The sequence below is a fragment of the Salinicola corii genome, assembly GCF_008298015.1.
In the GTDB taxonomy this organism is placed as follows: Bacteria; Pseudomonadota; Gammaproteobacteria; order Pseudomonadales; family Halomonadaceae; genus Salinicola; species Salinicola corii.
The window spans coordinates 19,123-40,267 of the sequence record NZ_VTPX01000013.1 but is presented as its reverse complement, the minus strand read 5'-3'; the positions used below and the strand labels follow the sequence as shown (position 1 = coordinate 40,267).

17 protein-coding genes are annotated in these 21,145 nt (G+C 65.9%); 7 read left to right on the top strand and 10 right to left on the bottom strand.

Going from position 1 to position 21,145, the window contains the following annotated elements; all coding sequences use genetic code 11:
* Position 1: 1 nt before the first annotated feature.
* Complete coding sequence (locus tag F0A16_RS18015; RefSeq protein ID WP_149436907.1) at positions 2–628, bottom strand: glycerol-3-phosphate acyltransferase; 627 nt, start codon at positions 626–628, stop codon at positions 2–4.
* A gap of 193 nt (positions 629–821) precedes the next feature.
* On the opposite strand from F0A16_RS18015, the gene folB reads away from it, so the two are divergent.
* From folB to F0A16_RS17995, 4 genes are all read left to right on the top strand, one after another.
* On the top strand, positions 822–1,175 hold the full coding sequence (gene folB / locus F0A16_RS18010; protein ID WP_149436830.1) for a dihydroneopterin aldolase: 354 nt from the start codon (positions 822–824) through the stop codon (positions 1,173–1,175).
* Positions 1,175–1,705 carry a 2-amino-4-hydroxy-6-hydroxymethyldihydropteridine diphosphokinase gene (folK, locus tag F0A16_RS18005; protein ID WP_149436828.1) on the top strand — a complete coding sequence of 177 codons (531 nt, stop codon included), beginning with the start codon at positions 1,175–1,177 and terminating at the stop codon, positions 1,703–1,705. The genes folB and folK overlap by 1 nt, the downstream gene beginning before the upstream one ends.
* A gap of 185 nt (positions 1,706–1,890) precedes the next feature.
* Positions 1,891–3,411: an ATP-binding protein gene (locus F0A16_RS18000; protein WP_149436826.1), complete on the top strand. Its 1,521-nt coding sequence runs from the start codon at positions 1,891–1,893 to the stop codon at positions 3,409–3,411.
* Between the two features lie 12 nt (positions 3,412–3,423).
* Positions 3,424–4,116: a response regulator gene (locus F0A16_RS17995; protein ID WP_149436823.1), complete on the top strand. Its 693-nt coding sequence runs from the start codon at positions 3,424–3,426 to the stop codon at positions 4,114–4,116.
* Between the two features lie 75 nt (positions 4,117–4,191).
* Here the strand turns inward: F0A16_RS17995 and F0A16_RS17990 are convergent, their stop codons facing one another.
* From F0A16_RS17990 to ptsP, 4 genes are all read right to left on the bottom strand, one after another.
* Positions 4,192–4,728, bottom strand: a complete 537-nt coding sequence (locus F0A16_RS17990; protein ID WP_149436821.1) for an O-acetyl-ADP-ribose deacetylase — start codon at positions 4,726–4,728, stop codon at positions 4,192–4,194.
* Between the two features lie 70 nt (positions 4,729–4,798).
* Positions 4,799–6,589 (bottom strand): PTS fructose-like transporter subunit IIB, encoded by a 1,791-nt coding sequence (locus F0A16_RS17985; RefSeq protein ID WP_149436905.1) that lies wholly within the window; start codon positions 6,587–6,589, stop codon positions 4,799–4,801.
* 11 nt (positions 6,590–6,600) lie between these two features.
* The gene (pfkB, locus tag F0A16_RS17980; RefSeq protein ID WP_149436819.1) at positions 6,601–7,563 is read right to left on the bottom strand and encodes a 1-phosphofructokinase; all 963 of its coding nucleotides are present in this window, start codon (positions 7,561–7,563) and stop codon (positions 6,601–6,603) included.
* Positions 7,563–10,460 carry a phosphoenolpyruvate--protein phosphotransferase gene (ptsP, locus tag F0A16_RS17975; protein ID WP_149436817.1) on the bottom strand — a complete coding sequence of 966 codons (2,898 nt, stop codon included), beginning with the start codon at positions 10,458–10,460 and terminating at the stop codon, positions 7,563–7,565. Before ptsP ends, pfkB begins: the two co-directional genes overlap by 1 nt.
* A 279-nt stretch (positions 10,461–10,739) precedes the next feature.
* Between ptsP and cra the strand changes: the two genes are divergently transcribed.
* From cra to F0A16_RS17960, 3 genes are all read left to right on the top strand, one after another.
* Positions 10,740–11,723, top strand: coding sequence for a catabolite repressor/activator (cra, locus tag F0A16_RS17970; protein WP_149436816.1), 984 nt, complete (start codon positions 10,740–10,742; stop codon positions 11,721–11,723).
* A gap of 89 nt (positions 11,724–11,812) precedes the next feature.
* Complete coding sequence (locus F0A16_RS17965; RefSeq protein ID WP_338100616.1) at positions 11,813–13,717, top strand: metallophosphoesterase family protein; 1,905 nt, start codon at positions 11,813–11,815, stop codon at positions 13,715–13,717.
* Entirely contained in the window at positions 13,714–14,175 is a 462-nt protein-coding gene (locus F0A16_RS17960) for a GNAT family N-acetyltransferase (RefSeq protein ID WP_149436814.1), read from the top strand. The genes F0A16_RS17965 and F0A16_RS17960 overlap by 4 nt, the downstream gene beginning before the upstream one ends.
* Before the next feature lie 76 nt (positions 14,176–14,251).
* Here F0A16_RS17960 and F0A16_RS17955 read toward each other — a convergent pair whose 3' ends face one another.
* The 5 genes from F0A16_RS17955 to F0A16_RS17935 form a co-directional block, all read right to left on the bottom strand.
* A complete protein-coding gene (locus tag F0A16_RS17955) occupies positions 14,252–15,838 on the bottom strand; it encodes a SulP family inorganic anion transporter (RefSeq protein WP_149436812.1) in 1,587 nt (528 codons plus the stop codon).
* Between the two features lie 45 nt (positions 15,839–15,883).
* Complete coding sequence (locus F0A16_RS17950; RefSeq protein ID WP_187776070.1) at positions 15,884–16,528, bottom strand: carbonic anhydrase; 645 nt, start codon at positions 16,526–16,528, stop codon at positions 15,884–15,886.
* 555 nt (positions 16,529–17,083) lie between these two features.
* Positions 17,084–17,884 (bottom strand): MOSC domain-containing protein, encoded by an 801-nt coding sequence (locus tag F0A16_RS17945; RefSeq protein WP_187776069.1) that lies wholly within the window; start codon positions 17,882–17,884, stop codon positions 17,084–17,086.
* Positions 17,885–17,921: 37 nt separating this feature from the next.
* Positions 17,922–18,371: a DUF4385 family protein gene (locus F0A16_RS17940; RefSeq protein WP_223119822.1), complete on the bottom strand. Its 450-nt coding sequence runs from the start codon at positions 18,369–18,371 to the stop codon at positions 17,922–17,924.
* Between the two features lie 113 nt (positions 18,372–18,484).
* Positions 18,485–21,085 carry a TRAP transporter permease gene (locus F0A16_RS17935; protein WP_149436807.1) on the bottom strand — a complete coding sequence of 867 codons (2,601 nt, stop codon included), beginning with the start codon at positions 21,083–21,085 and terminating at the stop codon, positions 18,485–18,487.
* Between the last annotated feature and the right edge of the window lie 60 nt (positions 21,086–21,145).

The following is a 21,145-nucleotide window of genomic DNA, read 5'->3' as shown; positions in this document are numbered from 1 at the left end:
GCTAGTCCCGGCCATCGATCTCGCGACGATCGTGCAGCGCGTCTTCTTCATCGAAAGGGGCTGCCAGCATCGGCTCGTGCGCCTCGCGGCGCTGCTCCCGCCACAGCCGAATGTTCCAGGCATGCCGCGCCAGCACCAGCAACGAAAACACGCAGATGACGCCCGTCATCCGCGGCACCAGCCAGTAACTCAGCAGCGGGGCCAGCAGCGCCGACGCCAGCGACGCCACGGCCGCCGTGCGCACTCTCCAGGCGAGCAGAAACCAGCAGAGCGCGCAGATCAACGCAACCGGCGTCGCCAGCATCAACAGCACGCCAAACGCACTGGCCACCGCCTTGCCACCTCGCCCCCGATGCCAGACCGGGCAGCTGTGCCCTACCAGCACACTCAACCCCACCAGCCCCTGGGCCCAGACCGAGAGCGACAACATACCGGCCAGCCACAGCACCGGCATTCCCTTGACTGCATCGATGACCAGCGTCACCAGCGCCGGACGCCAGCCGAAGGCCCGCAGAACATTGGAGAATCCCGGATTCCCCGAGCCTGCCCAGCGCGGGTCGCTCAGCCCCCAGGCTCGGCACACCCAGATCGCACCGAGCAGCGAACCACTGAGGTAGCCAGCCGCCATCAGCAAGCCGGTGACAACGATCGGAGGCAAGATGTCATTCCCCTTGACCGCACAAAGCGGACATCATCGAGAGCCCTGATTCTGCCACTCTCATCGCGTACAATCGACGCCACCTTGGACGGTGCGTCGGCTTCGACTCACCACTCGCACGATGAACGCTGACGGAAATCATCAGCGCTGACGAGGAGTTCGCGTGGATCAGGTAATGATCGAAGGCTTGAGCCTGGAGACGGTGATCGGCGTCTACGATTGGGAACGCAAGGTGCGCCAACGCCTGGAGCTGGACCTGGAGCTTCGTACCGACATTCGTCCGGCGGCCCGTGCGGACGATCTCTCCCAAACACTCGACTACGCCGCCATCTGCCAGCGCCTCTCCGATTACGCCGACGCCAACGCCCATGGCCTGGTCGAGACGTTTGCGGAGCGCGTCGCGGCACTGTTGATCGACGAGTTCGGCATCCGTCATCTACGCCTGACCGTTCGCAAGCCGGGCGCCGTGAGGGCTGCACGCGCCGTGGGCGTGCGCATCGAGCGTAGCGTCGACTGATGCCGCTGGTCGCTCTCGGGCTGGGCAGCAACATCCAGCGCCAGCAGCATCTGACCCGGGCACTGGAGGCACTGGAGGCCCTCGCCACGCCTTACCCGCTACAGCTCTCCCGGGTCTTCGAGAGCCCGGCGGTCGATTTCGACGACGAGCGCCCGTTCTACAACATGATCGTGGCCTTCGAGACAGAGCTCTCCCCGGCGGCGATCGATCGTCACTGCAAGGCGATCGAACGGGATAACGGCCGCCCGGCCGGTCCGGCCAAGTTCGTCGCCCGCACGCTGGATATCGACCTACTGCTGTGGGGCGATAGGGTCGAACAAGGCGGCGCTCGTCGGCTACCGCGGGAGGACATCGACCGCTATGCTTTCGTTCTCCATCCGCTGGCGGAGCTTCTGCCGGGGCACCGGCATCCGGTCAGTGGACTCACTTTCGCCGAACTGTGGGCATCTTTCGACGCTGCCACCCAGCCCCACTGGGCGATCGACTTCGTCTGGGGCAAGCGACGGATATCCCGAAGCGACGAGGTCTGATGTCGAAGCCGCTCTCTACCGCGCTCCGCCCCCGGCGCAACGGGGCAAGACGCCCAGAGCCGGAAGTTCGAAGCGTAGTGACACGTGCAGCAATCTCCACAATTTTTGCCGATTGCCTGAACCGTCACTGCCATGCGTTGCGCCACACTTAGGGACCGTCACCAGCCGTGAAAAAGCCTGCCCCTATGTCTCTATCGCTCAGTAGTCGACGTGACTGGCCGCGGCTGTCACGCCTGAGCTTCAAGCTTTTCGCCATCATCCTGGTCACCAATGTGCTGATCAGCGGCTTGGTATTCGTGTTCGTCTCGCGAAGTCTGGATGAGGGATTCGTCAATTACCTGGAACGCAGCCAATCGACACGGGCCGAGACCCTGGCCAACGCACTGGGCGAGCAGTGGACGCAACGCGGGAGTTGGCAGTGGCTGCGCGACAACCCTCGCGCCTGGCAAAGTCTGGTTCGCAGCCAGCTATGGTCGAGCGACCGCCATCCCCCGACCGGGATCGACCGACAGCTGTCCGACGCCCGCGGCTACGTGCTGCTGGACGAACTGAGTAATCCGGTGATCGGAGAACCACTGCTCAAGCAGCCACCCCAGGATCTCGACCTGGACATTCCGCCACCGCCGGAGCCGCACTTCGTTCCCATTCGCAGTGGCGACAAGTTGGTGGGGCAACTTGGCTATCTCCCTCCGGAACGCCTCATGGCGCGCATGGATCAGATATTCCTCGAGCGCCAGCAGCGCAATCTAACGATCATCGTCGGCTCGCTATTCCTCACCTCGCTATTGCTGGCGGGCGGGCTGGCCTGGTGGCTGGGTCGTCGCGCCCGTTTCATGACGCTGGCGACCCGACGACTGACCTTGGGAGACTACAGTGTGCGCCTGTCCGAACGCGGTCGCGACGAGCTGTCGCGCCTCTCCGCGGATTTCAATCAGTTGGCCGAAACGCTCGAGGCCAACCGGCGTGCGAGACAACGCTGGGTCGCGGATATCGCCCATGAACTGCGCACGCCGCTGGCAGTGCTGCGCGGCGAGATCGAAGCCATGCAGGATGGCGTGCGTCCGTTGTCGCCGGACAACCTGGGCTCGCTTCAACAGGAGGTCGACCAGCTCGGGCATCTGGTCGAGGACCTGCGGCTGCTCGCCCAGAGCGACGCTGGCGCGCTGGACATGCATCTGGTTCCGGTGGATCTCGAGGAGTCGCTGGTTCAGCGGCTCGAGGACAGCGAATTGCGCCTGGAGAGTCACGGCCTGACCCTTCAACTCGACACCGTTCCCATCTGGGTACGCGCCGACAGCCAGAGACTGCGCCAGCTATGGGACAATCTGCTCTCCAACACCATTGCCTATACCGACGGCCCCGGTACACTGCGCGTCACGCTGCGGCAACGTCACGACCAGGCGGAAGTGATCTGGGAGGATACTCCGCCAGGCGTGCCGGCCGACGAATTGCCTCGTCTGACCGAGCGGCTGTATCGGGTAGAAGGCTCGCGCAACCGCCGTAGCGGCGGCAGCGGGCTGGGCCTGTCCATCGCCCGAGCGCTGATCGAGGCTCAGGGTGGCGTACTGACGCCTTCGGCTTCGCCACTGGGCGGGTTGCGATGGACGCTGGCATTTCCACTGGACCTGCCAGCCGAACCCTCCGCCGAGCCCTACCCTCCCGCCATGGAGTCAGCCAGTAGCAATGGCAGCCATACCAACCGATAGGGAGCCGGTTTGATGAACGACACCATTCTGATCGTCGAGGATGAACCCAAGATCGCACGCCTGGTCGCCGACTACCTGTCGAAGAGCGGCTATGCCTCCGACCACATCGACCACGGCAACGCCGTCATGGAGTGGCTGGAGGAGAGCCAGCCGATACTGGTTCTGCTCGACCTGATGCTGCCTGGCACCGACGGCCTCACGCTGTGCCGCCAGATTCGCGAGCGATTTCCCGCCATACCGGTGATCATGCTGACCGCACGGGTCGAAGAGGTGGATCGATTGCTGGGGCTCGAGCTGGGCGCCGACGACTATATCTGCAAACCTTTCAGTCCCCGGGAAGTCGTGGCTCGCGTCAAGGCCGTGCTGCGACGGAGCCATGGCATCACGGGCGCGGACGAGGCAACCCCCGAAGGCGACCATTTGACCCTGGACGAAGATGGCTGGCGCGCCATGGCAGGGAGCGAGGACCTCAATCTCACCGCCGTCGAGTTCCAGTTGCTCAAGGTGATGATGCACAGCCCGGGCCGGATATTCTCCCGCGACCAGTTAATGGATCACATGTATCGCGACCATCGCATCGTCTCCGAGCGCACCGTCGATAGTCACGTCAAGAAACTGCGTCGCAAGATCGCCGACGTCTGGCCGGAGCGAGACATTATCCGCTCGGTCTACGGGGTCGGCTACAAGTACCAGCCGGAAGAGTGAGGCCATCGTCCGGCCGGTCCCGGGAAACGAGGATGGCCCTCCCCTGCCTTAGCGGTTCTTCCTCGGCGGCGCCCCCTACAGGGAAGCGCTCTTCAGGAATCCATCGGCGTCTCTCGCCGAGAAGAACACCAGCGTCACTTCCAGGCCGGGCAGAGCGGGCAGCCGCTCGCGCATCACGTCCGCCACGATGCCAGCGGCGGCGGCGGCCGGATAGCCGTAGATGCCCGTCGAGATGGCCGAGAACGCCACCCGCTCGAACCGATGCTCGGCGGCAAGATGCAAGGCGTTACGGTAGCAGTCGGCCAGCCGTTCGGAACGATCTTCCGATTTGGCGAATACCGGCCCGACCGTGTGGATGACGTGACGCGCCGGCAGCTTGAAGCCGGGCGTCATCGCCACTTCACCGACGGGCAACCCGTCCGGCCAGATCGTGCGTCGCAGTTCCCGACACGCCTTGAGCAGCTCAGGGCCTGCCGCACGGTGAATCGCCCCATCGACGCCGCCGCCGCCCTGCAGACTCTTGTTGGCGGCATTGACGATGGCATCGCCCTCGAACCGGGTGATATCGCCCTCGGCGACGGTCAGGCGATCGCCCTGCCAGTGAATCTTCATTGCGACCTCCGCTAGGCAACACGCGCTTTTGTCATCCACCAACGTAGGTCGCGATACCCACTTTCGCGAATCAGGACGCCTGGCGACTCACCCCGGCAGTGTCGGGCGGGGCCGGGGCGACCGGCACCGTATCCGCCTCGCCACGCTTGAGCAGTGCGTAGCCGACCCCGGTGATCACCGAGCCGGCGGCAATGGCCAGCAGGTAGAGCAGCGCCAGGTTGACCGCGTTCGGGATCAGCAGCACGAACAGACCGCCGTGGGGTGCCATCAGCTTGACGCCGAACCACATCGAAAGCGCCCCGGTCACCGCGCCGCCGAGCATCGAGACCGGAATCACCCGCAGCGGATCCTTGGCGGCAAAGGGGATCGCCCCCTCGCTGATGAAGCAGAGGCCCAGCACGAACGACGCCTTGCCCGCTTCACGCTCGGCCTGGGCGAACCGGCTGCGCCTCAGGAACGTGGCCAGCCCCATGCCGATGGGCGGCACCATGCCCGCGGCCATGATCGCCGCCATCGGCATGTAGGTCTCGGTCGACAGCAGCCCCACCCCGAAGGTATAGGCTGCCTTGTTGACCGGCCCGCCAAGGTCGAAGCACATCATCGCGCCGAGCAGCACGCCCAGCAGGACCGCGTTGGTCGACCCCATGTTGTTGAGGAAGGTGGTCAATGTCGACAGCAGCGCCGCCACCGGGGTGCCGACCACATAGATCATGACCAGCCCGGTGAACAGGCTCGCCAGCAGCGGGATGATCAGGATCGGCTTGAGCGACTCCACGCTGGCCGGCAGCTTGACGTAGCGCGTCACCGCCTTGGCCGAGTAGCCGGCCAGGAAGCCCGCAAGGATCCCGCCGATGAAACCGGCCCCCAGGGTAGAGGCCAGCATCCCGCCGATCATCCCCGGCGCGATGCCGGGACGGTCGGCGATGGAGTAGGCGATATAGCCGGCCAGCACTGGTACCATCAAGGCGAAGGCGGTACCGCCGCCGATCTGCATCAGCGCCGCTGCCAGCGTCCCTTCCTGCTCGTAGGCCTTGATCCCGAACACGAACGAGAGCGCGATACAGAGCCCGCCCGCCACCACCATCGGCAGCATGAACGAGACACCGGTCAGCAGGTGCTTGTAGAACCCGCGCTCCTTCGCGCTCTTGCGCTCGCCGCCAGCCCCTTTTTCGCTGCCGGCCGACTCTACCTGCGCCTCCTCGAAGGCCTTCTGGATCGTCTGCTGAGGCTGCTTGAGTGCGCTGCCGGTGGAGGTGCGGTAGATCGGCTTGCCGGCGAAACGGGTGTCGTCAACCTCGATGTCGCAGGCCAGCAGCACGATATCCGCCGCCTCGATGTCCGCTTCACCGATCGGATTCTGCGCCCCCACGGAGCCCTGGGTCTCGACGTGGATCCGGTGGCCCAGCGCCCGGCCGGCCTGCTCGAGGGCCTCGGCGGCCATGAAAGTGTGCGCGACCCCGGTTGGGCAGGCCGTCACCGCGACGATATGTCTGGCCCGAGAAGGATCCGCCTCGGCCACCGCCGGGGCATTCGCAGGTTCGCTGGCGGCGTCGAACGCCGTCGCCTCGCGGGCGGCACGCTCGAGAAACGCCTCGGGATCGGGCAGCGCCTGCTGGACCGCTGCGCGATAGAGCCGCTTGCCGACGAAGCGCGACGGCTCGGGCACCCGATCGGCGGCCACCACGACCAGATCTGCCTCGACGATCGCCTGTTCCGATACCGGCGCGACCGATTCGAGTTCGCCGTGCATCTCCACCCGGGGCTGCCAGCCGCGACGCAACGCGGCCTGCTCCAGACGCCTCGCGGCCAGAAAGGTCGTCGCCATGCCGCCGGGGCAGGCCGTAATCAGAATGACGTTCATGCGTTCACCGTTCATGCCCCCTCCTGACGTGCGCCGCCGCAGCGAACGACACGCGTCTGTTGCAGTAATTGCTGGAAATCCTCGACGTGTGGGTTGCCGACGCCGACATGCCGGACCGCTTCTGCCGCCAGCGCCGTTGCCTGGCGCAGTGCATCCTGCGGTGACTGACCCGCGATCACCCCATGCAGCAGGGCGGCCAGCAGGGTGTCGCCGGCTCCCACCGTACTCTTGACCTCGACCCTGGGCGGGGTTGCCCGCCATGCGCCGCGCCGGCTGATCCACAGCGTCCCCTCCGCGCCGAGCGACAGTATCGACTCCTCGATGCCGGCCGCGTGCAGCCGCCGGGCCGCATCGAGCTGTGATGCCGGTTCGTCCAGCGGACCGCCGGCCCACTCGGTCAGCTCCTGCTCGTTGGGCTTGACCGCGTGAGGCGAAACCGCCAGCGCTGCCGTCAGCGCCGGCCCGCTGGTATCGACCCAGATCGGGATACCGTCCGCCTTGAGCGTCTCGATCAACCTCGCCAGTGCCTCGGGAGAAACGCCAGGCGGCAGGCTACCGGTGACCACCACGGCCGACGGCGCCGAGATCTCGCAGCATGCGACCAGCGCGGCGGTCAGCTCGGCCAGTGCGGCCTTGGAGACCTCGAGCCCAGGACCGTTGACGTCGGTCACCCGACCGTCGTCCTCGGCCAGCTTGGCGTTGATCCGGGTCTCGCCGGGCAGGCGCAGGCTGGCATCCTCGATGCCGTCGCGCCGGCACGCCTGGACGAACGCGGTATCGTTGTCAGCGCCCAGAAAGCCCGACAGCGTCACGCGGTGGCCCAGCGCCACCAGCACCTGGGCCACGTTGAGCCCCTTGCCGGCCGCCGCCAGATGCGACGACCGCGTGCGATTGACCGCCCCCGGCTCGAGTCGCGGCAACTGGATCGACAGATCCAGCGCCGGATTGAGCGTCACCACCAGCACATGCGCCATCAGAGTGTCTCCAGCGCATCGCGCACGGCCTGGCTGGTGGCCTGGGCCAGTGCCGTCTCGGCATGCAGCCGCGCCGTTGCCTGGGTGATGCCGCGCAGGCGGGCCTTGACCATCGGCACCTGGCGCACCGACACCGATAGCTCGTCGACGCCGAGACCGACCAGCACCGGCACCGCGGCGGCGTCCGAGCCCAACTCTCCGCAGACGCCGACCCATTTGCCCTCGGCATGGGCGGCATCCACGGTCATCTGGATCAGCCGCAATACCGCCGGATGCAGGCCATCCGCCTGGGACGAGAGTTCGGGATGGCCACGATCGATCGCCAGGGTGTACTGGGTCAGGTCGTTGGTGCCGATGGAGAAGAAGTCGACCTCCGCCGCCAGGCTAGGTGCCAGCAGCGCCGCGGAAGGAATCTCGATCATCACCCCGACCTGGACGTCCGCCGCGCCGATCTCCTGCTGCAGCCGGTCGACGATCGCCCTGGCCTGGCGGTACTCGTCGACGTCCTTGACCATCGGGAACATGATCCGCAACGGACGATCACCGGCGGCGGTCAACAGTGCCCGCAGCTGGGTTTCGAGGACGTCGGGGCGGGTCAGCGCCAGCCGGATGCCGCGCAGACCGAGAAACGGATTGTCCTCCGCCGCCACCGGCCAGTAGGGCAGCGGCTTGTCGCCGCCGACGTCCAGCGTGCGCGCCACCAGCGGACGGCCATCGAGGGCATCGAAGGCGCGTTGGTACTCACCGATCTGGGTCTCCAGATCCGGCGCCTCCGGATGCGCCATGAACAGGAATTCGGTGCGCAGCAGCCCGACGCCCTCGGCGCCCTGCTCGACGGCATCCGCGGCGTGGGCGGTGTTGCCCAGGTTGGCGGCGACCTCGACACGTCGGCCATCCGCCGTGCGGCCCTCCTCGAACCGCGAGCCGTGGGCCTCGCGGCGCAGCCGCTCCAGCTCCTTGAGCCGCAGTTCGGCGCGATCGCGGCGCTCCGCGCTGGGACGCACGATCACCCGGCCGAGATCGCCATCGAGGATCAGTTCATCGTCGTTGGCGAGCGTCAGTGCCCGCGGTCCAGCCCCCACCACCGCGGGAATGCCCAGCGCCCGCGCCAGGATGGCGCTGTGGGAAGTGGCGCCGCCGCGGGCGGTCAGCAGTCCCCGCACCTGGGCGGTATCGAGACGCGCCACGTCGGAGGGCCCGATGTCGTCGGTGACCAGAATGTACGGGCGCTGCGGCGGTGTCGGCATCTTTACCCCGCACAACACGCCGAGCACGCGACGCCCCACGTCACGAAGATCCGCTGCCCGTTCGGCCAGGAGGCGGTCCGCCAGCACTTCCTGGGCACGGGCGGCGGTATCGATCGCCTGCCACCAGGCGGCTTCGGCGCTCAGGCCATCGCGCATGCCTTCGAAGGCCGCTTCGTGCAGCTCAGGATCGTCGAGCATCTCGGCGTGCATGGAGAGAATCTCGGCCACGTCGCCGCCCTTGGCGGTGCCGATCAGCGCGCGCAGCTGGTCACGCGCCTCGCTCAGGCTGGCACCCAGGCGCTCCCGCTGGCATTCGGCATCCCCTTGTTTCTCCGGCGTCAGATCGCGAGCCCGCTCGGGATAATCGAAGCTGGGCGCGCGCATCACGAAGACCGGCGCGATCGCCAGGCCCGGCGAGGCGGCGGTGGCCGGCAATACCGTGTCGTCGGCGACAGGCTCCTGCGCGGCCTCTTCCGTTGGCGCCGCGGTCTTGTCTCGAGACGCGTGATCGGCGAGGCCGCCGTCCGCCAGCGGACGCACCGACTCACCGAGCCCGGCCTTGACGGCGGCGACCATCGCCGCCAGCGCCGCCTGGGCCCCCTCCCCCTCGGCGGAGAAGATCAGCGTCTGACCGCGTCGGGCGCCGAGCCCGATCACCTTGGTGAGGCTGGCGGCGGAAACCGTCTCCGCCGCGCCCTCCATCAAGCGCACGCGAACCGGCAGCGACTGCTCGCGGGCCGCCTGGACCAGCAACTTGGCAGGCCGCGCGTGCAGGCCATGCGCATTGAGCAGCGTTGCCCGAGCGGTCTCGGCACGGCTCGACTCGCCGGACAACCGCGCCAGGACATGGTCCGCATCGGCATCGACCAGCGCCTCGCCTTCGCCGCTATCCAGCAGATCCGCCAGCCGCTCCAGCAGCGCCCGGTGAACGTCGCCTTGCGTCGCCACGCAGAAGACGCCATTGACCACGCCCTTCGGACCGCTGAACGACCGCTCCGGTGTCGCCAGCGCCAACGCCGGCTGGCTGACACCGAGGGAAGCGCTCACCAGCCACAGCCCCTGACCGAGCGCGACCGGCTCCTGCTCGGTGATCGCGGCGACGAAGCGTGCATCGACGCAATCCGCCTGGCGCAGTCGCGCCGCCGCCGCCAGCGCCAGCTCGAAACGGTCCCGTGCCGGGAAACCCAGGCACAGCGTGCCGGCGTCCAGGCGGGCCTTGGCCGGCGGTTTGGCGAGCAGTGCCACCATCGCCTCGGCGCTGTCAGTGTTGGCGATGCGCTCGGCGCCCCCTTCGTCATCGAGGACGTGGGTCAAGCGGCGCAGCACCTCGAGATGCTCGTCGCTGGCGGCGGCGATCGCCACCAGCAGGAACACCCGGTTGCCGTCGTGCCAGGTCACGCCTGACGGGAACTGCAGCAGCCGGACGCCGGTCCGGTGGATCTGCCCGCGGCTCTCCGGGGTGCCGTGGGGAATGCCGATACCGCTGCCGAGGAAGGTCGAGCCCTGCGCCTCGCGGGCATGCAGGGCATCGCGATAGTCGGCTTCGACCAGGCCGGCCTCGTGCAACGAGGCGGCGGCCTGATCCAGCGCCTCCTGCCAACTGTCGGCCTGGCAATCGAGCGCCGCGTCTTGCGGCTGGAGGGTCAACATAACGATCTCTCCGAGTGGGTCGTTCGATGCACGATCGCGGCCCGCCAGCCGCAGCGGAATCGGCGGGGCTGGCGGATTCATGGATACCAGCTGAATCGTGTCACCTCAATGGCACCAATGCTCTCTGCTGACGCGCGGTTTGGCAAGCTAGACCTTCGCCTCACGCCCGTCCCGGCACGGTCGTCGCCGAAATCGGACTGGGCCGACAGGACCCGACGCGGTATCGTTCAGACCGTGAAAATGCGCCGCCCTCTCCCATGGACATCGCAGGAGCCCTGCATGAAGCTTGCCGATATCGCCCGACTGGCCGGCGTTTCCCGCACCACCGCCAGCTATGTTCTCAACGGCCAGGCCAAAGCGAGGCGCATCAGCGAAGCCACGGTGGCACGGGTGCTGGCCGTCGCCAATGCCCACGACTATCGAATCGATGCCCAGGCGGCGGCACTGCGGGGAGGCGACAGCCGCACCCTGGGCCTGATCGTGCCGGATCTGGAGAACGGCAGCTACGCACGGTTGGCCAAGCGTCTCGAGCATGGCGCGCGCCGGCAGGGCTATCAGTTGTTGATCGCCGGTTCCGACGACGACCCGCAGAGCGAGCGCGAAGTCGCGAAATCCCTGCGCGCCCAGCGCTGCGACGTGCTGTTGGTGGCCAGCAGCTTGAGCCCCCAGGACCCTTTCTATGTCGAACTGCTGGCGCAGGGACTACCGATCATCGCCATCGACCGACCACTGGATCCCGAACGCTTCGTCAACATCGTGACCAACGGTCGCGCCGCCGGCGAGATGTTGACCCGTTCGGTGCTGGCCAACGAGGTGACGGACGTGGTGTGGCTGGACGCCGTACCGGATCTCTCGATCAGCACCGAGCGGCGGCGCGGCTTTCTGGATGCCCTGGCCGGCGAGGCCCGGTGCCGTCCCCACTGCCTCAGCGGCGAGCGCTACGATCACGATAGCGGTGCCTCGCTGATGCAGCGGTTGCTGGATGACGACGGCTTGCCGGACGCCATCGTCACCGCCTCCTATACCCTGATGGACGGACTGCTCGACGTGCTGCTCGAACACGGCGCCCCACCGGCGGATCTGCGCCTGGCCACCTTCGGCGACGACCGGCTACTCGATTTCCTGCCCTGCAAGGTGAACTCGCTGCCCCAGGACCACGACCGTGTCGCCGAACAGGCGCTGACGAGAGCCATGCAAGCGGCCCGTGGCGACTACAGGCCGGGGCTGGACGTGATCGACAGGACGCTCAAGCGACGGCGCTGAACGCGATGCGATGGATCCTCCCCGGAAGCGTGGCCGGGAGCCACGACTGAAGTATGCTTGGCCCATTGATGCTTTCAGGAACCTGCGACTTGTCAGACGACCTCCCCGACATCCTGGCCGGGCCGATACTCCGCCGGGCGGCGCCCCAGCGATTGGTGCTGTGGCTGGCCGCATCGCGCCCGCTCGAGTTCCGGCTGACCCTGATCACCGACGACGCGTCGTGGACACACCCGTTGGCACCGGCAACGACCCGGGTGGAGGTGGGTACCCGTGCCCACCTCCATCTGATCGACCTGGAGCTGGATGCCGCCCTGCCCCAGGATGTCCGCATCGCCTACGACCTCGCCTATCGTGGCGAGTCCGAGTGGCACTCGATCGGCGACTGGGGCAAGTCACTGTGCTACGGCAGCGAGCCGCTACCTACGCTGGTGCTGCGCTCGCGCTATGACAACCTGCTTCATGGCTCCTGTCGCAAACCCCACCACCCCAGCGAGGACGGCCTGGTGCGCGCCGACCGCTGGCTGGACGGCTGCCATGACGACGCCGCCGCCAGACCGGCGGTACTGCTGCTGACCGGGGATCAGATCTACGCCGACGACGTCGCCGGCCCGATGCTGGCCGCCATCCATGCGTTGATCGCCCGCCTCGGTCTCCACGACGAATGCCTGGAAGGCACGGACATCGCCAGCGGCAGCGAACTCTACGCCCGCGACGAGACCTACTATCATCGTGACGAGCTGCTGCCGGCGATCCGTTCCACGGAGGCACTGCGCGAGAAGTTCTTCGGTGGCGTGCGCAAGCCGATCTTCACCACCGCCAGCGCGGAAAACCACCTGGTCACCTTTGCCGAACTGCTGGCGATGTACCTGCTGGTATGGTCGCCGACACCCTGGCGGCTGATCGAGGTCGAGATGCCGCAACTGGCCGCGGAGGAGCAGGACCGCTACCGCGACGAGCAGCGGCATATCGAGGCGTTCGTCACCGGTCTGCCGGGCGTGGCACGCCTGTTCGCCCATCTGCCCACGCTGATGATCTTCGACGACCACGACGTCACCGACGACTGGAACCTCTCCGCTGCCTGGGAGGCCGCGGTCTACGATCACCCCTTCTCGCGCCGGATCGTGGGTAACGCCCTGATCGCGTACCTGTTCTGCCAGGGCTGGGGCAACGATCCCGATGGACTGGCCGAACCGCTGAGCGCCAGTCGCGAATGGCTGGACTCCGCCAGCGGCGACGGCGCTTTCGACTGCCAGTTGCAGGACCGGCTGGTGACCCGGCTGCTGCGTTTCACCGGCTGGGGCTACACGATCGAGTCGACGCCTCGACTGGTCGTGCTGGATACGCGCACCCGGCGCTGGCGCAGCGAACGCCGCCGACACCACCCCTCGGGGTTGATGGATTGGGAGGCGCTGAGCGAGTTCCAGCAGGAGCTGCTCGGGGAGCCGTCGGTGATCATCGTCTCCCCGGCGCCGATCTTCGGCGTCAAGCTGATCGAGGGCATCCAGCGTGTGTTCACCTGGTTCGGCAAGCCGCTGCTGGTCGATGCGGAGAACTGGATGGCACACCCCGGCGCCGCCCAAACCATGCTCAATATCCTGCGCCACAGCCGCACGCCGCAGCGTTACGTGATCCTCTCCGGCGACGTCCACTACTCCTTCGTCTATGCGATCACCATCCGCCAGCGTCGCGACAGTCCCCGCATGTGGCAGATCACCAGCAGCGGCCTCAAGAACACCTTCCCCGATACGCTGCTCGACTGGTTCGACCGTCTCAATCGCTGGCTCTATGCGCCTTGGTCGCCGCTCAACTGGCTCACCAAGCGTCGCCGCATGCTGATCGAGCCTTACCGACCCGAGCGCCGCTCGAAAGGCGAGCGGCTGTGGAATCGCGCCGGTATCGGCCAGGTCTGCCTGGACGATCACGGCGCCCCGAGCGAGGTGACGCAACTGGGGGCAGACGACTGCGACACACGTTTCTCCAAGGAGCCCCGATGAGCGCGATACGCCTGGCCCGCGCCACCGACCGGCAGGCCGTGGAAGCGCTGGTCACCGCGGCCTACGGCCATTACGTCGAGCGTATCGGCAAGACACCCGGTCCGATCCGCGATATCGGCGACAATCGCTATGCCCGTCATATCGCGGCCGGCCACGTCAATCTGCTGGTGGAAGGCGACGAGGTGGTCGGACTGCTGGTGCTGATCCCCAAGCCCGATACGCTGCTGCTCGACAACGTGGCGGTGGCTCCCGCCGCGCAGGGTCGCGGATTCGGCCGCAAGCTGATGGAGATGGCGGAGACCCGGGCCAGGCAGTTGGGCTTCGATAACGTGACGCTCTACACCCAGGAACTGATGCACGAGAACCTGGCGATCTACCGGCGCTACGGCTATGTGGAGACGCATCGCGTCGAGGAGGTGGGGTTGAGACGGATCTACCTGCGCAAACCGCTCTCCTGAGAGCTGGCTTCATGCCAACGCGAACCGCCGCACCCCGGCAAGGGCGCGGCGGTCGAGACGGGGTCGCCACCGGTGGTCAAACGGCCCGCGCCACGCCTTGGGCCGGCTCGACATCGCCGAACGTGCCGGAGGTACCTTCCACATCGCGCAGCTCGACCACGATGCCGCGGGAAGACGCGTTGCCGACGAAACGGTCGATATCCTCGCGAATGTCCGGATCGATGTAGTTGGCGCCGGTGGCATCGATGATCAGCTCGCCGTTGTCCGGCACCGTATCGAGATACTGGCGCATCTCCTCACGGTTCAAAAACGAGACGTCCTGCTGGAACTTGAGCAGCATGTGATCGCCACGCCGGGTGCAGGCAATCGCCGAACGATAGCCGGACTGCAGCAGGAAGTAGAGACTGCACACCAGCCCCACCAGCACGCCCATCAGCAGATCGGTGGCGAGAATCGTGATCACCGTCACGGTGAACGGGATGAAACGACGCATCCCCTCGCGATACTGCTCCATGAACAGCGCCGGCTTGGCCAGCTTGTAGCCGGTGTGCAGCAGGATCGCCGCCAGCGTGGCCAGGGGAATCAACTCGAGCCAGACCGCCAGAAACGCCACGCTCACCAGCAGCAGGCCACCGTGAATCAGGCTGGACAGCCGCGTGCGGCCCCCCGCATTGGCGTTGGCGGAGCTGCGCACGATCACCGCAGTGACCGGCAGCGCCCCGACCAGCCCGCACACCATGTTGCCGATGCCCTGGGCCTTCAATTCGCGGTGTGGCGGCGAGTGACGCTTGAGCGGGTCCAGCTTGTCGATGGCCTCCAGGCTCAACAGCGTCTCGAGGCTGGCGATGATGGCGATGGTGATGGCGACCGTATAGACCGCCGGGTTGGCCAGCGCGCCGAGATCCGACCGGGTCATCTGGGCGATCAGCTCCGAAGGTCCGGACAGGCCGTCGAGATCGATGTGATGCCCCGCTCCCAGCGCCCAGCCAGGCATCGCGCCGCCCACCAGGCGATCGATGGCGATACTGCCGAGCACCACCAGCAGCGGCCCCGGGATCAGTGCCAGCGCCCGGTGCCGCTTGATCATCGGCTGCTCCCACAGCACCAGCAGCGCCAGACTGAACAACGCGATCAGCGTGGCCAGCGGCGAGATATCGCTGAACAGCGCGACCGGTTCGGTGATGGATGGCATCTCCTCCAGGGGGTGTCCCAGTGCCATGGGGAATTGACCCAGCACCAGGATCAGACCGATGCCGGCCAGCATCCCCTTGATCACCGAGGTCGGCACGAAGGCACCGATCCGGCCCAGCTTGAAGATCCCCATCAGCAGTTGCAGCGCGCCGGCCAGCACCACCGCGATCAGGAAAGCGGAAAAGCTGCCCAACTGTTCGATCGCATCCAGCACGATGACGGTCAGGCCGGCCGCCGGACCGCTGACGCTGAGCGCCGAGCCGCTGAACATCGTCACCACCAGCCCGCCCACCATGCCGGCGACAAGACCGGCGATGGGAGGCGCGCCGGAAGCCAGTGCGATCCCCAGGCAGAGCGGAATCGCTACCAGAAAGACCACGATCCCCGCCGGGATATCGCGGGCAAGATGCCGGAAAGAGAAGGTGTCGGGGTTGTCGCGTTGTGCCGAAGCCGTTTGCGTCGGTGTCGTCATTGTCGTGTCCTCGGATCCTTGAGTCACAGCGTGTCGGCGTTCGATCTAGCCGGCCGCTGCCTGCTGCCAGTTCTGATCGGCCCATTCGGCCTCGCGGCGGTAGACCTCCTCGAGGTGTCCGGTGGCCAGGTCATAGACCCAGCCATGCAGGCTCGGCGCCCGGCGCGCCTCCCAGCTGTCGCTGACCAGCGGCAGCGAGGAGAGCCGCTCGACCTGGGCGATGACGTTGAGTTCGACGACGTGGTCGACCTTGTCGCTCAAACGCGAGAACCGAGCGAGTTCCTCCTTGCGCTCGGCGACCAGTCGCTTGACCTGGCCCAGGTGCTTGTCGACGTAGGGCAGCGCCTGCAGCGCGTCCCCACCGGCGACTGCCGCCTGGATCCCGCCACAGCCGCGGTGACCGCAGACGATGATGTGATCGACCTTGAGCGCGTGGATGGCGTATTCGAGCACGCTCGAGACGTTGGCATCGTCCTCGTGAACCAGGTTGGCGATATTGCGGTGGATGAAAAGCTCCCCGGGTTTGGCATTACAGATCTGCTCCGCCGGTACCCGACTGTCGCAGCAGCCGATCCACAGCGCGGATGGCGATTGCCCCTGATGGAGCCGCTCGAAAATTTCCGGGTCGGAAGCTTTCATGTTGTCGGCCCAGGCCCGGTTCTCGAGTAGCAAACGGTCGAAAAATTGCATGTCCAGCACTCCTGTACGGTGACGATTGGAATCCCTGTCGCTCGACGCCGATGGGCTCGATGGGGCCCACGGTCCCCACGCACGGCACGCGAGGGTCGGTCGAAGCACCGGTCCTTCGGACCGGACTCCCCGCTCTCCCTCGCATGAGACGAAAGGCGCAGGCTTCACATAAAGTCGTAAGGCGGGAGCACCGTTCCAGGCAAGCGAAAATCGCTTTGCCGCCTGCAAATTTTGTAAGGCGGTGTGATTGAATGTTGATTCAGGAAAGCGAGATGCCGATGCCGTCGAGACAGCTTCGTGCAGCCGATCGGCCATCGCCCGGCGGCAAAGAAACGTAAAAACGGGGTTACCGCGATGTGGTTTTCTTCAAGATGAACGGTGCATGACAGGGAGTGTCACGGCAGGTGACAGCGGGCAGGAAACATCAAATATTTAACAAAAACTAATGTAACAGAACACTCGACAACCTGACGCGAAGATGAATGTTTTCGAGGGAAAGTTAACCTCAACGCAGCATGAACGTTACCCGCCGATAACGTTCATGCCGGGTTCATCTCAGCTCAAGAATTCCAGCACCTCGATGGTGTCGCCCACCTGGATCTCTCCGCTGTTTTCCGCCACCAGATTCTGACCGAAATAGACCTTGCCTTTCTCTCCCCGGCGATAGCCGGCCAGCGTCTTGAGTGGTTCCTTGTCGGCACGCTTCTCCCCCCTGAACGGGTCGACCGTCACCATGGCGCAGCGCGAGCAAGGCGCATCGACGCGAAACGTCACCTCGCCGATGCGAATTCGCTTCCAGCCATCCTCAGCGTAGGGCTCTGTGCCGGTCGCGACGAGGTTGGGTCGGAATTGCGCCATGACGTGTGTGCCATCGGTACGGGCGTTGAGATCCTCCAGCGAGGCCTCGGAGATCAGCAACAGCGGATAGCCGTCGGCGAAACTGACTCTGACTCCGATCGCGTCCCGATAGCGCGGGGACCGCTCACCCAGCCACAGCAGCCGCGCCGGTTCGCCGGCGGCGTCACTGAACCACTCATCGAGCGAGGTGTGCGTGGTGGTGGCGGTGAAGGAGTCGGCCCACACCTGGGTATCGAAGGGATGCCCCGAGAACTCCCGACGGGCCACATCCACCGGGGGCAGGACGTCATGGGTCAAGGTCAGGCGCTCTCCGTCGAACTGCGCTCGGACTCGCTGAAGCCCCGGATGCGTTCGCGCGGTCAGAAAGGTGCCGTCGGGCCTGACCACCATGAACCGGCGGTCGCCGGCGAGGCCTTCCTCCTCGACTCGGGCACGTTGCAGGGACGAGCCCGCGGTGGACTTGATCGGATAACGATGGATGGTGGCAAGCGTGGGCACGAAAGGCTCTCCTGTCGAAAAATGATCGGTGACGCGCTCAGCCCCGGGCGGATCGCAGGCGACGCTGGTATTCGCGTTTGGCCTGCTGGTAGACCTTGTCGCCACGCAAGCGGTCCAGCGCCGAACGATAGTGCTCGGCGATGCGGGCCTTCTCGGCATCGGCGTTGCCCGGTCGTCGCTGGCGCCCCGTGGCGTCCCTCTTGCGCCCGCCAGGGTAGCGCGCGTAGCGTCTCGCGCGGGTATAGCCCATTTGCAGATACTTGCGCGTCATGTCCATGCCCACGAAATCGCCGCGTTCGCGATAGCCGCGAAACCGCGCGGAGAGATCGCGGACTGCCTGCCTGGCATCGGCTTCGTTGCGAATCGCCCACAGCGGAAGCAGTTCATCCTTGTAGGGTTGGACATGGAAGACGCCGCGTTCGCCATGGCCGATACGGTAGCATTCGGGATGCTGGCGATAATCGATGGATGCATCGGGAAAGCTCACGCTCACCTCGCTTCTGGTCAAGATGACGTCATCGCTGGCGGCGCGATGACGACCCCGGGATGAAAAACGACCGCCTCGTGAGAGACGGCCGTCATGTCGACACGGGCCCGGCGTCAGGCCGTTGCCGGTCGCTCGGGCTTGCCGGCCGAGGGTCCCCGGCGACGCCGCTGGAGCGCGACGACCAGCCCGAACATCAGCAGCGCCGGGATCCACATCAGCTCTTTCGGCATTTGCGACGTAGGGATACGTACCGAGACGATCTGCTGATCGAAGTCGAAACCCAGCTTTTCCGCCTGACTGCCGAAATCGGTCATGTCCACCAACGTCTTGCCGTCTTCCTGCATCAGGTGCAGACCCAGGCTCTGCAGCCGCTCGGCACCGGTCTCGCCCTCCGTCGCCGGCACCTGGATCACGAAGCTGGTCGGCGCGCCGTAGGCATCGAGCCCCTCGATCCGCGTCATCAGGTGACCGTCGGGGCCGATCTCGCCCAGCGCCTGTTCGAATTGCGCCGGTGGCACCTCTTCGTAAGGCGCATCGACCATGTCCATCCAGAAGCCGGGGCGAAACAGCGTGAAGGCTACCAGCAACAGTAGCAGGCTCTCGTACCAGCGGCTCCTGACCAGCATGAATCCTTGCGTCGCCGCCGCAAAGATCAGCATCGCCACCGTTGCCACGATGAAGATGATGATGCCATGGAGCCAGTCGACATTGATCAGCAACAGATCGGTGTTGAAGATGAACAGGAAGGGCAGCGCCGCCGTCCGCAGGCTGTAATAGAACGCCTGGAAACCCGTTCGAATTGGATCCGCGCCGGAGATCGCCGCCGCCGCGAACGAGGCCAGCCCCACCGGCGGTGTGACGTCGGCCATGATGCCGAAGTAGAACACGAACAGATGCACCGCGATCAGCGGCACGATCAAACCGTTCTGCTCGCCCAGCTGTACGATCACCGGTGCCAGCAGCGCGGAAACCACGATGTAATTGGCGGTGGTCGGCAGTCCCATGCCCAGGATCAGGCTGAGAACCGCGGTGAGCAGCAGCATCAGCAGCAGGTTGCCCATCGACAGCGTTTCGACCAGATCCGCCAGCACCAGGCCGACACCGGTCTGCGCGACGGCGCCGACGATGATGCCCGCGGTCGCGGTGGCGATACCGATACCGATCATGTTGCGGGCACCATCGATTAGTCCGTCCCACAAATCCATGCCGCCACGCTTGATGTCGCTGGCCAGTTCGCTCTTGCCACGGAAGAAGGCGTCGACCGGCCGCTGCGTCAGGATGATGAAGATCATGAAGGCGGTGGCCCAGAACGCCGACAGGCCCGGCGACAGTCGCTCCACCATCAGACACCACACCAGCACGACCACCGGCAGAATGTAGTGCAGCCCCACCATCACGGTGGGTTTGGTACGCGGCAGTTGGGTGATCTCCTGCGAAGGGTCGTCCACTTCCAGTTCGGGGTAGTGGGCGCCCATCTTCAGCAGCGCGATGTAGATGGCGCCGATGCCCAGGGCGATGACCCAGGAAGCCGAATCTCCCAGCACCGGCTTGAGCCAGCCGATGCCATAGTAGACGGCGAACGCCAGCGCCATGATGCCGACCAGCCCGGTCAGGAAGCCGAGAATCTTGTTGAGCCAGGGCCGCTGCGGGTTGCCGCTGGGCAGTCCCTGCATCCCGGCCTTCATCGCCTCGAGATGAACGATATAGAGCAGTGCGATGTAGGAGATGACCGCCGGCAGGAAAGCGTGCTTGATCACTTCGATATACGGAATACCGACATATTCGACCATCAGGAACGCGGCCGCGCCCATGACTGGCGGCATGATTTGACCGTTGACAGACGAGGAAACCTCGACCGCGCCCGCCTTGGTCGCGCTGAAGCCGACGCGCTTCATCATCGGGATGGTGAAGGTGCCGGTGGTCACGGTATTGGCGATCGAGGAACCAGAGATCAGGCCGGTGAGACCGGAAGAAACCACGGCGGCCTTGGCCGGGCCACCGCGATAGTGCCCCAGCAGCGAAAACGCGACCTTGATGAAGTAGTTGCCGGCGCCGGCCTTGTCGAGCAGCGCGCCAAACAGCACGAACAGGAACACGAAGCTGGTGGACACCCCCAGCGCGATCCCGAACACCCCTTGCGTGGTCAGCCACTGGTGATTGACCAGCCCGGAGAAGCTGACGCCACGATGGGCCAGGATCCCCGGCATGTAGGGTCCCGCCAGCGAATAGACCAGGAAGACCAGCGCGATGATCATCAGCGGCGGTCCGAGCGCGCGGCGTGTCGCCTCGAGCAGCAACACGATCCCCACCACGCCGACGATCACGTCCTGCAGAATCGGCGCGCCGGGGCGCTGCGACAGCTGGGCGTAGAAGAAGTAGAGGTACGAGGCGCAGAACGCCCCGACCAAGGCCATCACCCAATCGAGGATCGGCATGCGCTCGCGTGGCGAGCGCTTGAACGCCGGATAGGCCATGAAGGCCAGGAAAACGGCAAATGCCAGGTGAATGGAACGCGCCTCGGTGGCGCTGAAGACACCAAATCCGACGATGAAGGGAAGCGGCGAGGCGATCCAGAGCTGGAACAGCGACCACAGCGCCGCCACACCGAGCAGGAGGCGGTTGGGCGTTCCGGTCAGTTTGCGACCACCGGTATCGGTCGCGGCCAGTTCTTCCAGCTTGGCCTGATCGGGGCCGGAAGTCTTGTTATCGGTCATGAGCAGATCCTGACATGAGGAAACACTGAATCATTGCCTGCGCGAGCGAATCGTTGCGCA

Bases quoted from the DNA above. Each gene is read 5' to 3' on its own strand.
- F0A16_RS18015 (WP_149436907.1), bottom strand. From the start codon at position 628: ATGGCGGCTGGCTACCTCAGTGGTTCGCTGCTCGGTGCGATCTGGGTG.
- F0A16_RS17990 (WP_149436821.1), bottom strand. From the start codon at position 4,728: ATGAAGATTCACTGGCAGGGCGATCGCCTGACCGTCGCCGAGGGCGAT.
- F0A16_RS17955 (WP_149436812.1), bottom strand. From the start codon at position 15,838: ATGACGACACCGACGCAAACGGCTTCGGCACAACGCGACAACCCCGAC.
- cra (WP_149436816.1), top strand. From the start codon at position 10,740: ATGAAGCTTGCCGATATCGCCCGACTGGCCGGCGTTTCCCGCACCACC.
- F0A16_RS17935 (WP_149436807.1), bottom strand. From the start codon at position 21,085: ATGACCGATAACAAGACTTCCGGCCCCGATCAGGCCAAGCTGGAAGAA.
- F0A16_RS17995 (WP_149436823.1), top strand. From the start codon at position 3,424: ATGAACGACACCATTCTGATCGTCGAGGATGAACCCAAGATCGCACGC.
- F0A16_RS17960 (WP_149436814.1), top strand. From the start codon at position 13,714: ATGAGCGCGATACGCCTGGCCCGCGCCACCGACCGGCAGGCCGTGGAA.
- F0A16_RS17950 (WP_187776070.1), bottom strand. From the start codon at position 16,528: ATGCAATTTTTCGACCGTTTGCTACTCGAGAACCGGGCCTGGGCCGAC.
- folK (WP_149436828.1), top strand. From the start codon at position 1,175: ATGCCGCTGGTCGCTCTCGGGCTGGGCAGCAACATCCAGCGCCAGCAG.
- F0A16_RS17985 (WP_149436905.1), bottom strand. From the start codon at position 6,589: ATGAACGTCATTCTGATTACGGCCTGCCCCGGCGGCATGGCGACGACC.
- F0A16_RS18000 (WP_149436826.1), top strand. From the start codon at position 1,891: ATGTCTCTATCGCTCAGTAGTCGACGTGACTGGCCGCGGCTGTCACGC.
- ptsP (WP_149436817.1), bottom strand. From the start codon at position 10,460: ATGTTGACCCTCCAGCCGCAAGACGCGGCGCTCGATTGCCAGGCCGAC.
- pfkB (WP_149436819.1), bottom strand. From the start codon at position 7,563: ATGGCGCATGTGCTGGTGGTGACGCTCAATCCGGCGCTGGATCTGTCG.